This window comes from Aureitalea marina, assembly GCF_002943755.1.
Taxonomy (GTDB): domain Bacteria; phylum Bacteroidota; class Bacteroidia; order Flavobacteriales; family Flavobacteriaceae; genus Aureitalea; species Aureitalea marina.
On record NZ_MQUB01000001.1, the window covers coordinates 233,498 to 245,145 of the forward strand.

9 protein-coding genes are annotated in these 11,648 nt (G+C 46.3%); 8 read left to right on the top strand and 1 reads right to left on the bottom strand.

Annotated features, from left to right (window positions below):
- The first annotated feature begins 80 nt into the window (after nucleotides 1–80).
- Both BST85_RS01100 and BST85_RS01105 read left to right on the top strand, forming a co-directional pair.
- A complete protein-coding gene (locus tag BST85_RS01100) occupies nucleotides 81–953 on the top strand; it encodes a prephenate dehydratase (protein ID WP_104811574.1) in 873 nt (290 codons plus the stop codon).
- Entirely contained in the window at nucleotides 943–2,028 is a 1,086-nt protein-coding gene (locus BST85_RS01105) for a chorismate mutase (protein WP_104811575.1), read from the top strand. The genes BST85_RS01100 and BST85_RS01105 overlap by 11 nt, the downstream gene beginning before the upstream one ends.
- Here BST85_RS01105 and BST85_RS01110 read toward each other — a convergent pair.
- Nucleotides 2,025–2,483: a hypothetical protein gene (locus BST85_RS01110; RefSeq protein WP_104813846.1), complete on the bottom strand. Its 459-nt coding sequence runs from the start codon at nucleotides 2,481–2,483 to the stop codon at nucleotides 2,025–2,027. The two genes, BST85_RS01105 and BST85_RS01110, sit on opposite strands and share 4 nt — an antisense overlap.
- Nucleotides 2,484–2,536: 53 nt before the next feature.
- Between BST85_RS01110 and rsgA the strand changes: the two genes are divergently transcribed.
- The 6 genes from rsgA (at nucleotide 2,537) to BST85_RS01140 (ending at nucleotide 11,648) form a co-directional block, all read left to right on the top strand.
- Nucleotides 2,537–3,487: a ribosome small subunit-dependent GTPase A gene (gene rsgA, locus BST85_RS01115; protein ID WP_104811576.1), complete on the top strand. Its 951-nt coding sequence runs from the start codon at nucleotides 2,537–2,539 to the stop codon at nucleotides 3,485–3,487.
- Nucleotides 3,484–3,936, top strand: a complete 453-nt coding sequence (dtd, locus tag BST85_RS01120; RefSeq protein ID WP_104811577.1) for a D-aminoacyl-tRNA deacylase — start codon at nucleotides 3,484–3,486, stop codon at nucleotides 3,934–3,936. Before rsgA ends, dtd begins: the two co-directional genes overlap by 4 nt.
- Nucleotides 3,937–3,998: 62 nt before the next feature.
- Nucleotides 3,999–5,897, top strand: a complete 1,899-nt coding sequence (locus BST85_RS01125) for a DUF3857 domain-containing protein (protein WP_146090614.1) — start codon at nucleotides 3,999–4,001, stop codon at nucleotides 5,895–5,897.
- 6 nt (nucleotides 5,898–5,903) lie between these two features.
- On the top strand, nucleotides 5,904–7,754 hold the full coding sequence (locus BST85_RS01130) for a DUF3857 domain-containing protein (protein ID WP_104811579.1): 1,851 nt from the start codon (nucleotides 5,904–5,906) through the stop codon (nucleotides 7,752–7,754).
- A gap of 15 nt (nucleotides 7,755–7,769) precedes the next feature.
- A complete protein-coding gene (locus BST85_RS01135; protein ID WP_104811580.1) occupies nucleotides 7,770–9,776 on the top strand; it encodes a DUF3857 domain-containing protein in 2,007 nt (668 codons plus the stop codon).
- Nucleotides 9,777–9,797: 21 nt separating this feature from the next.
- Nucleotides 9,798–11,648, top strand: coding sequence for a transglutaminase domain-containing protein (locus tag BST85_RS01140; RefSeq protein ID WP_104811581.1), 1,851 nt, complete (start codon nucleotides 9,798–9,800; stop codon nucleotides 11,646–11,648).

Below are 11,648 nucleotides of genomic sequence, written 5' to 3' on the forward strand. Positions count from 1 at the left end.
ACATATTGAATTGAAGATCCCGGAATTGTTTTCCGGGATTTTTTTTAGGGTGAATTGTTAACACGACAAAAGAAAGAATTATGACTAAGGTAGCCATACAAGGGATAGAAGGTTCCTTTCACGCAGAAGCAGTCTCCAAGTTCTTCCCGGAGAGGGAAATCGAATTGCTCATGTGCGATTCCTTCGAGAAGGTGACCAACCAGGTAGGGGCTGGCAAAGCCGATTTTGGTGTCCTGGCCATTGAGAACAGTATCGCAGGCTCTATATTACCGAATTACAACCTGATCGATACAGGCGATTTTGAGATCTATGACGAAGTCTATCTGAATATCCAGATGTACCTGATGGCCCTGGAAAGTGAATCCATCATCGACATCTTTGAAGTGCATTCTCACCCGGTAGCCCTTTTGCAGTGTAGAGATTATCTCAAGCGGTTTCCGCCTCAGTTCAAAGTGATAGAAGGTAAGGATACGGCTTCGGAGGCTAAAAGGATCAGGGAGAATAATCTCAAGGGGGTGGCAGCCATCGCTGGCAAGCAGGTCGCAGAAATGTATCATCTGAAGATCTTGGATAGCCATATCCAGGATATCAAGGAGAATCAAACTCGCTTTGTGCTCTTTGGAATGAAGGGTTCTAATCTCAATTCCAAGACCACCAACAAGGCAACCATTAAATTTGTATTGGGAAGTGAGGTAGGAAGTTTGTCCGAGGCTCTGCAGGTATTGGCCGATCACAAGATCAACCTGACCAAGATACAGTCCTTACCCATAGTGGGCAGACCCTGGAAGTACGCCTTCTTTGTGGACGTCATCTTTAAGAAGCCTGACGACTTCTTCGACGCCATGGATGCCTTGCAGGACAAAGTAAAAGAGTTAAAACTGGTGGGAACCTACACCAGCAACAAAGAGAATGTACCAAGTAAACTAACAAATGTGATCAGCAATGGAGAATAAAAAAGAATTGCGTACCTGGCTCAACAAGATGGAGCTGGATCACCCATTGGTGATCGCGGGTCCCTGTAGTGCCGAAACAGAAGATCAATTACTCAATATAGCCCATCAATTAAAGGATTCTGACGCTACTGTCCTGCGGGCTGGTATCTGGAAACCCAGGACCCGACCCGGAAATTTTGAAGGTGTGGGTGCCCTTGGGTTGAAGTGGTTGCAGCGCGCTAAGGAAGAAACGGGGATGAAGACCACTACGGAAGTGGCTAATGCCAACCACGTGGACCTGGCCATGGAACACGATGTGGACATCCTATGGATAGGAGCCCGAACAACAGTGTCTCCATTCATTGTTCAGGAGATAGCCGAAGCATTGAGGGGAACGGACAAGCCTGTTCTGATCAAAAACCCGGTCAATCCTGATCTCTCACTTTGGTTGGGAGCGGTGGAACGCATGTACAAAGCGGATATCCCTAACCTGGGGGTGATCCACCGAGGCTTCTCTACTTACGAAAAGACACGCTACAGGAATAATCCGGAATGGCAGATCCCTATCGATCTGCAAAACCGATTCCCGGACCTGCCCCTTATCTTGGATCCTTCCCATATTGCCGGTAAGCGGGATATCATCTTTGACCTCTGTCAAACGGCATTGGATCTGAATTTTGATGGCCTGATGGTAGAAACACATCACGATCCGGAAAATGCATGGAGCGATGCCGCTCAGCAGATCACACCAGACAGTCTTAAGCAAATGACCATCGATCTGCGTATCCGAAAGCAGGAAGGCGATGAGGTCGAATTTAGAAACCGCTTGTCCACCCAACGGACCCAGATCGATGTGCTGGACCACAAATTGATCGAACTCTTGGGTAAAAGGATGAAGATCTCTGATGAGATCGGACGTTTAAAACGAGAGAACAATGTGGCAATTCTTCAGAGCCGACGATGGAACGAAATTTTGGGTAAAATGATACTCGAAGGGGAGGACCATAATCTCAGTGAGGAGTTCGTGCTCCGGATCTACAAAGCGATCCACCAGGAATCCATCAATCACCAGAAAAAGGTTGTGAATGAGGTCTAAGGGTTTATAGGTCGACGAAAAATAAATCGGGTAATAAATATCCCATTTCCATCTTTCTGACCCGCATCGCTTTCGACCGCACTAGTGACAAAAGCCAGGTCCCAGCCCTCTGCCAGCATGGCATTGATCTTTGATTCGATCACTGCGTCATTGGCCGCGATGTTTTGAAATCGAATACCACCAACATTATAGAAGTTAAGAAGCTTGGTTTCATCGAAATTCTTTAGTCGAATTTCACCGCGATCAGATTTGTTCCGATCCTTTCCTTCATCGGTTCGGGTAGTGGTGAATTCATTGTAATCACGTGTTTCGTTGGCATCGATCAGTCGAGATCGTCCAAGTCCGGCAGGGACTACAGATTCAACACTGGTTATCACTTTGACCTCATAGGTCTGAGCGGATAATTCGAATATGCAAATGAAGCAAACAGTACAGAAAAAGAATAGTGGTTTCATAGGATTAGATTGAATGATTAAAGTAGATAAAACCCTGTATTTTTGCAACATCAATGACAGGGGTTGTATACAAATCGACGGGTAGCTGGTATTCGGTCAAATCCGAAACCGGAGAATTCTATGAATGCCGTATAAAAGGCAAATTTCGCCTGGACGGTATTAAGAGTACCAATCCCGTGGCAGTTGGGGATCATGTTGAATTTGATATAGAGACTAAAGGCGATGAGACCATTGGAATCATCAGGGCGATAGCGGATCGGAAGAACTATATCGTCCGGCGTTCCGTCAAATTATCCAAGCAAACTCATATCATCGCAGCCAATATAGATCAGGCATTTTTATTGGTTACCTTGAATAACCCAACCACTTTTCCTGCCTTTATAGACCGCTTCCTGGTAACAGCAGAGGCCTATGATGTGCCTGCCGTACTGTTATTCAATAAGATGGATACCTATTCTGACCAGGACATGGAAGAGATGCAATACCTGATTGCCGTCTACCGGTCCATTGGTTACCTCTGCCTGGAGATCACCGCCAAGGATGGAACCGGCGTGGATCAGGTCAAAGATCTGATGCGAAATAAAGTGAGTATGTTTTCCGGCCATAGCGGGGTAGGCAAGAGTACTTTGATCAATACATTGGAACCCGGACTGGAGCTCAAGACCAAGGAGATCTCAGATCAGCACCAACAGGGACAGCATACGACCACCTTTGCCGAGATGTTTGACCTCTCATTTGATGCCAGGATCATTGATACTCCTGGTATCCGAGGATTTGGTGTAGTGGAGATGGAAAAGGAGGAAGTGGGAGATTATTTTCCGGAATTCTTCAAGCTGAAGTCCGAATGTAAATTCAACAATTGTCTCCACCTGGAAGAACCTAAATGTGCGGTTAAGGCTGCCCTGGAAGCAGGGGAGATCCCTTGGTCCCGGTATCGCAGTTATCTACAGATCCTGGAAGGGGAAGATGAAAGTTATAGGAAGGATATTTACGCCGAACCATGAGAGTTGTGATCCAACGAGTTAGTGAGGCCTCGGTCGAGGTGGATGGTAAGATCACCGGACAGATCGATCGGGGCTTGTTGGTTCTCTTAGGAATTGAAACCTCCGATACGGAGGAGGACGCGCTTTGGTTGGCCGGAAAGATTGTCCGGATGCGAATTTTTGGTGATGAATCAGGCCATATGAACTTGTCTGTTGCCGATGTACAGGGTAATATTTTAGTGGTTAGTCAATTTACTTTACACGCCCAGACCAAGAAAGGGAACAGGCCCTCTTTTATTAAAGCTGCCCGGCCGGAGCAAGCTAAACCTATTTATAACTATTTCATTCACAGATTGGAAGATCAAATGGGTAAAAAAATCTCCACGGGAGAGTTTGGAGCCATGATGAATGTTCAGTTGATCAACGACGGCCCGGTTACCATCACTATGGATTCCAAATTACGGGAATAGGGTTTTATTTTGTAAGAAAAAAGCCTAGATTGTTGGCCGTTTACCATTTAGTTTATTTCTCCATGAGAAAACATCTGCTATTGATGGCCCTACTTGTTGCGCTACCAAGTAAGGCTCAATCCGACTTCATCGTAGCCCTACTCGATCCTGTTCTCAAGGAGAAGTCCAACAGTGTTCTTCTTTACGAAAATACCCTGATCGATATCCCAAATCAAAATTCCATTACGATCAGAACGCAGAGAAAAATGATGGTTTTGAATAAAGCGGGTATGTCCGATCTCAAGGCTTTTGTCCATTACGATGATAGCAGAAAAGTGAAGGTGGCCGAAGCAATTGTTTATGACGCTCTCGGTAAGGAAATAGAGCGTTTCAGGCGGAAGGATTTCTTGGATATGAGTGCAGTAGATGGCGGAACACTCTATTCCGACGATCGGGTGATGGTCATGAACTATTCACCTAAAAGTTATCCTTTCTCAGTAGAATTTGTCTTCGAAGTGGTGAGTGATAACACGGCCTTTATTCCGCCTTGGTATTTACACACCTCGTATTACAGCAGTATCAAAAACAAGAGTCTTGAGATTCGCTATCAACAGGAGTTGGAATTGCGGAACAAAGTACATGATCCGGATGGCGTGATGAACATTACTGAGCAGCCCGGACTTTTTAAGATAGCCGTAGAACAGATCCCTTCAATTGAACCAGAACCCTATGGCCCTATTCTGGAAGAGATGGTGCCCAATGTCAAATTTGCCATGACTCGTTTTAACCTGGAAGGAATCCGAGGTGAAGCAGGAGACTGGAGTGCTTTTGGTGCCTGGGAATACGAAAACCTGCTAAAGGGTCTGGATGAGCTTCCGGATGATACCAGGCAAAAGATTGCGCAGCTGATCGCTGATGCTCCCTCCGAAAAGGAGAAGGTAAAGCGCATCTATCAATATGTGCAGGACAACACTCGCTATATCAGTGTTCAATTAGGAATAGGTGGTTTACGTCCTTACCCGGCCAGTGAGGTACAAGAAATGGGTTATGGAGATTGCAAGGGCCTGACCAATTACACCATGGCCTTGCTCAAGCTAGCTGGTATTAAGGCCTATTATGCTGAAGTTTATGCAGGCCCGGAAAAAAGGGACATCGATCCGGAATTTGCCTCGATTCAGGGAAACCACGTCATCTTGAATGTACCTTTGGAGGAAGAGGAGATCTGGTTGGAATGCACCAGTCAGACCATGCCGTTCAACTTCTTAGGAGACTTTACGGACGACCGCAATGTGCTGTTGTTGACCCCGGAAGGCGGCATCATGAAACGCACCCCGAAATATAGTGAAGCGGACAACGTACTGGTAACCAAAGGAGAGAGCTATCTGGCGGCCGATGGAGGGCTGCAAGGCGCTGTAAGCATGAGCGCAACGGGTATACAATACGACAGCCGACAAGGGATCGAACGGTTGGACATGGAGGATAAGATCAAGATGTATAAGCGTTATTGGGGCTACATCAACAACTTGAGCTTGCAGGATATTCAGGTTGAGAACAACCGGGATTCCATCCAATTTTCGGAAGACATGAAAGTGGCGGTGAGGGACTACGGCAGTTTTGCCGGCGACAAGATGATCGTTCCGCTCAACTCCTTTAACCGCTACACCAACAGCCCCAAGCGGGATAAGGACAGACAGCAGGATGTGGTCCGCGACCGCGGATTCCTGGATATCGACGAGTTTGTCTTGCACCTTCCAGAAGGGTATAAGATCGAATCTGTCCCAAATGACATTTCGGAAAAGACCACATATGGAATTTACGAAACGTCCGTTGAGGTGTCAGAAGATGGCGGTATCGTGACATTCCGAAGAAAGTTCCAGTTAAACCAGGGTAAGTACCCAGCGGCAGAATACAATGCCTACCGCAGCTTTATTCGGAAAGTGGCCCGGGGCGATAATCAGAAGATGGTACTCATTCCAAATTAGAACTTTATGCGCTCCTTACTGATCGTATTGTTACTGTTGTTGTGCTTTAAAGGCCAGGCTCAAAAGTTTAAGACTGACCTCATTCAGGATGATGAGGTTCGGATGACCACAGATCCCGATTTCCCCGATGCTTCGGCTGTCATCCTCTTCAAAGAGGTCATTACCAGCGTCACCTCTCACGTCGAAGTCTATCAGCGGATCAAGATATTGAATGAAGATGGCCTGGATTACGGAACCATCAGTATACCTTATCCGGAACCCTATAAGATCAGGGGGAAGATCCACAACTGGAACGGTACAGCAGTAGAGACCATCGAATTGGAAAAGGAATTCATCTTTGAAGAGGAGGTAATCGATGGGGTCGAATTTGTTACCCTGACCTTTCCCAAAGTACAGAGTGGCAGTGTGATCGAACTGAGTTACCGTTCCAAGTACGGGACCACCGCCGACATCGACCTGCAGCATGACATACCCGTTAAGAGAATAAGAGTAGAAGCGGTCAACGGTTCCGGGGCCAAACTCAAACTGGTACAAAACCCCATGGCCTATGTGCGTACCAAGCGGACTAACAACGACAACGCCACCGTGATAAAAGCCGAAAATCTTCCGGCATTAGAGTATGAGTCGCACGTCTACAATATGGAACTGTACCGGGCCAAATTGAAGTTTGTGTTTACTGGTTATGTGCGCTATTCTGGAAATTTTACGTGGAACGGTATCGTGAGAAACCTATACAAGGATCACGGATTTAACCCTCATCTACGCCCAAATCGGGTATACCAAGAAACCCTGACGGAACTCCTGGGCAATGAGAAGGATACACTTGCGCAGGCAAAATTGGTTTACGATTATGTCCAATCCACTATAAATTGGAACGATTATATTGGTTACTATCCGGATAACGGCACCAGAAAGACCTTTAAGGATCAGGAAGGAGACCTGGCAGATATCAATATCTTACTGGTTTCCATGCTGCGTAGCCTCGGAATCACGGCTTATCCAGTGGTTACCTCCACCAAGAACAATGGTTTGCATATAACACCCAGCCCCGAAGCATTCAACTATCTGATTGCTTGTGCCGAGATCAATGGTGAAAAGCACCTATTAGATGCGGCCAATGAAGAAGCTTCCTTTGAATTCCTCCCGGAGGTGCTGCTCAACGGATGGGGCCGGGCCGTAGACGAAGATAGGATCGGAAGTACCATTGACCTCACACATCCAAAAACCTCCTCTGAAACCTTACTGATCAAAGCCAGCTTAGATGATGACCTGGTGGTTAGCGGACAGGTTGATGGACGGTGTACCGGATATTTGGCATTTAGTCTAAATCAATACATAGAGGACAGGGGTGAGATTTCCATAGAGAACCTGGTTGATTTTGATCGCGGTGACGTAGAAGCACACGATCTCGAATTTGATGCCAATGAGGTGGCTTACGATCTCACATCCTTTAAGTATCAGTTTGAAATGGAAGACCTGGTAGAGACCATTGGGCAGGAGGTTTACATCAGCCCATTTCTCTTCTTTGACCTCCAGCAAAATCCTTTCGATGCCGAGGAACGCCGATTCCCCATCGACTTTGGATTTCCTAAAAAACTGACCAGAAGAGTGACCATAACCATTCCGGAAGGTTACAAGGTAAAATCGGTTCCGGATGCTGTAAGATTTAAGATGAACAACGACCGCGGGGCATATTACTTCCAGGCTCAGGAATACGCAAACACCCTGCAAATTGTCTTTACTCACGAAATCCGAAATTCCATGATTCCTACCCTGGAATACCCTGATCTGCAGGAGTTTTATAACCGCCGTATGGCGGTTGAGGATCAGCGGATCGTCCTAATCAAAACACAATAAAACAACTGAATCAACATGAACAAGAAGAACTTAGTTCCCACATTAGTATTTTGCTTGATCGGCTATCTGACGCTCAACGCCCAGGAGTACAAATTCGGAAAGGTAGATGACGAAACCGTTCTCAATTATACTTATGCCCAGGATACAACGGCCAGTGCCGTTGTCCTTCTGGAAGATCGCGAAACCTATTTCAACTACGAACATCCGGAAGGTTGGGTAGTGGTAACGGATATTCATCAGCGCATTAAGGTCCTGAATACAGATGGACTGGACTATGCCACCACTTCTTTTGTGTTATATAAGTCTGGTGGTGACAGGGAGCGTATAAGGACCATGAAGGGATATAGTTTTAGCCCGGACAATGGAAAGGTGGTCAAAGAGAAACTCAGGAACAATGGGATCTTTGAAAATAAACTGAACGATAACTACACCGAGACTACAGTCACCTTTCCCAATGTGAAAGTAGGTTCTGTGGTCGATCTGGAATACTCTATTGTTTCCCCATTCTGGGAGATTGAAGACCTGGTGATCCAACAAGACATCCCGGTAGCTCATTACAGGGCCTCTGTACGAACCCCCGGTTACTTTAAATACAAGCGGATCGTCCGCGGAAATGTCAATATCAGCCCGAATGAGTACACGAGAAGGCGGAACATGAACATAGCTTATGAGTCCGGTACCAAGAGCAATTTGACCCAGGCGACCAAGACGAGTAACATTCAGATCGAGGAATCGGTGAGTGAATACGATTTTAAACACATTCCTGCACTCAAAGAGGAGCCTTTTGTAGACAATATCGATAACTATCGGTTTTTGGTGACCTACGAACTGGCCCAGGTAGAGAATGCCGACGGAACCAAGAAGAGTTATGCTACATCCTGGGAAGAAGTAGTTAAAAGCATTTACGATTCAAAGTATTTTGGCGACCAGTTGGCTCGGAAAGGGTACCTCAAAGAACTGGTAGCTCAAATTAAATCCGAGCACACCGGTGCACTCGATCGGGCAGCCGCCGCCTTTGATGCCATTCAAAAACATATGACCTGGAATGGAGATTACTCCAAGTTTTCACGCAACATTTCGCAGGCATATAAGGAGAAGACGGGCAGTTCTGGCGATATTAATCTTATGCTGGTGGCCCTAATGCGTGAGTTAGGATTGAGTGCCAGCCCGGTATTGGTCAGTACACGGTCCCATGGGATCCCGGTATTTGCCACCGTGGACGGATTCAATTATGTGATCGCAGCGGTGAACATAAATGATCAACGTTTCTTAATGGATGCTACGGAGAAATGGAGTATCCCCAATGTATTACCTCCTCGGATCCTCAACTGGTACGGTACCATTGTGCGGGAAAGTGGGACTTCAAGCCAGATCTCCCTTTACCCGGAGCAAATATCCAAGCGCAACTACATCTTGAATGTGGAACTACTTGAGGACGGAACTATAGAGGGTGCACAACGAGGAAACAGTACTTTGTTGGATGCCTTGAGCTACAGAATAGAGTACAGTTCCACTCCCAAGGAACAGTTGGAGGAGGACATTCTGGATCGTTTCGGATTGACCGAGATCGAGGAATTGGAGGTCAAGGATTTGAAGGACCGCACTAAACCTGTAACCAGTTCATTTCATTTTGTAAAAGAAGATGCTGTGGAGTTTATCGGCAATGACATTTATTTGACCCCTATGTTCTGGTTAGCCATGGACAGCAATCCATTTACAAGGGATACTCGAAATTTTCCTGTTGACTATAATTACCCATTTAGTCATAGGAAGATCGTGAATATTAAGATACCGGAAGGCTACCAGGTGAGCTCGATGCCTGAGTCGGTCAGTATTTCTCTGCCTGATGGAATGGGATCGTTCAAGTATCGAATTTCTGAATCTTCCGGGACCATTGGGATACAGTGTAGTTTTGAGATCAATCAATCCGTTATCCCGGCCTTCAAATATGCCGATCTGAAAGAGTTCTACAATCAACGTTTGTCCAAAGAGATGGAGCAAGTAGTGTTATCTCCAATATAATATCGCCAAAGCCCATCTTTTATGAAAAAATTGAAGGTTCTGATTGTTGTACTTATTGTTTGCACCAGCCCGTTCTTAGCTCAAAACAAAGAATATGGTAAAGTTTCACTTTTGGAGGTAGCCTCTAAGCAAGATGCGGAGTTCCCTGAGGCGGACGCCGTTGTCCTGTCGAGGAGGGTAGTGGCCTATATTGGTAATTATGTAGAGGTCCAGGAGCGGATCAAGATCTACAATAAGGACGCTTTTGACTATGCAACTGTACATGTACCTTATCCTGATGCCACCAAGCTCAAAGCGTCTACCTATAATCTGGTAAACAACGAGATAGTTGCTACCAATTTGGACGACGACCTGGTCTTTACCGATGAGGTTGTCAAAGGAGTGGATCTGAAAAAATTCACCTTCCCGGATGTCAAAGCAGGATCGGTTCTAGAGTACACCTACCGAAGTCCCAATGGAACCACTTCCAATATCAACTTACAGTACGGTATCCCTATCAAGGACCTGGAAGTAAAGGTGACCAATAAGATGCAGATAGGGTTCGAAGTGATTCAGAATCCAAGAGCTTTTCTATTGATGAATAGAAAGGAGGAAGGGAAGTCTACTTACTTCACAGCCCAGAATGTGCAACCCCTAAAATCTGAGAGTTATGTCTACGACATGGATCTTTACCGGTCGTTCTTGAAGATCAACCTAACCGCTGTAGGCACCTATATGGATGTGAGCGACTGGAGGTCTTTGGCCGGAAGTATTGCGTCAGATCGAGGCTTTACCCGTCATATCACTGCTCGCCAATTGTCAAAGGAAGAGATTTCTGCCATTCTTGATGGTGAAACAGACCCTGTGAAGAAAGCCGAAAAGATCTACTGGTATGTCAAGAACAACACCGCTTGGAACGACTCTTACGATGTCTTCCCAGAACAGTCCGGAAAGCAACTGCTCAAAGGCGAAGAGGGAACCATGGCCGATATCAATGCCTTGTTGATCAGTGCCCTGCGTGATGCCGATCTGGAAGCCCAGCCAGTACTGTTGTCGACCCGCTTGAACGGAATTCCGCTCTCACCTAGTGTGGAAGCCTTCAATGCTATGGTGGCAGGAGTGCAGATAGGTGAGCAAGTTCGACTGTACGACGCGGCAGTTTCCCGTTCTACGGTCAACTATTTGGATCTGGGTCTGGTCAATTGGAAAGGAATGTATGTGGATCTGGACGATCGGGTATTTAAATGGGTAGAGATCCCCTTACCCAGTCGAACAGCTCGCACGGTTATGGGGCAGATCGAAATTCAAGATGATGGATTGCTCACCGGACAAGTCCAGGAGAGAAATTCGGGCTATTTGTCGGTCGGCCTCCGAGACGAATGGGAGAATGATGGGGTAGCAGACCAGGTGGACCGCCTGTCGTTTAATGCAAATGATGCGGAGATCTTCGATATTACTGCCAAATCTGACAATCCTGAAATTACCGATCAACGGTTTAGTTTTGAATGGGAAGAAGGTGTCGAAGAGGTTGGAGGCAAATTGTATGTGGATCCTTTACTATTTTATACGCTCAACAGCAATCCATTTACCGCAGAAACCCGTCAATTTCCCATCGATTTTGGATTTGCTCAAAAACAGCAGATCACCATGACCATGAAAATTCCGGAGGGGTATCAGGTGGAATCTGTACCCGAGCCACTACAGGCCGTTTTACCGGAAAAGATGGGTTCTTATGTGTTCCAGGTAACGCCTAAAGGACAGCAGGTTGTGGTCCGGGCCATTTTCAAAATCGACCAGCCCTTAGTATCTTTCGACCGCTACGAATTGATCAAGGAATTTTTTCGTGTCCGGGTAGCCAAGGAAACGGAGAAGATCGTATTGTCCAAACCATAA

Excerpts from the sequence above, each read along its gene's own strand:
- rsgA (WP_104811576.1), top strand. The coding sequence starts at position 2,537 with ATGACAGGGGTTGTATACAAATCGACGGGTAGCTGGTATTCGGTCAAA.
- BST85_RS01100 (WP_104811574.1), top strand. The coding sequence starts at position 81 with ATGACTAAGGTAGCCATACAAGGGATAGAAGGTTCCTTTCACGCAGAA.
- BST85_RS01130 (WP_104811579.1), top strand. The coding sequence starts at position 5,904 with ATGCGCTCCTTACTGATCGTATTGTTACTGTTGTTGTGCTTTAAAGGC.
- BST85_RS01135 (WP_104811580.1), top strand. The coding sequence starts at position 7,770 with ATGAACAAGAAGAACTTAGTTCCCACATTAGTATTTTGCTTGATCGGC.
- BST85_RS01125 (WP_146090614.1), top strand. The coding sequence starts at position 3,999 with ATGAGAAAACATCTGCTATTGATGGCCCTACTTGTTGCGCTACCAAGT.
- dtd (WP_104811577.1), top strand. The coding sequence starts at position 3,484 with ATGAGAGTTGTGATCCAACGAGTTAGTGAGGCCTCGGTCGAGGTGGAT.
- BST85_RS01105 (WP_104811575.1), top strand. The coding sequence starts at position 943 with ATGGAGAATAAAAAAGAATTGCGTACCTGGCTCAACAAGATGGAGCTG.
- BST85_RS01140 (WP_104811581.1), top strand. The coding sequence starts at position 9,798 with ATGAAAAAATTGAAGGTTCTGATTGTTGTACTTATTGTTTGCACCAGC.
- BST85_RS01110 (WP_104813846.1), bottom strand. The coding sequence starts at position 2,483 with ATGAAACCACTATTCTTTTTCTGTACTGTTTGCTTCATTTGCATATTC.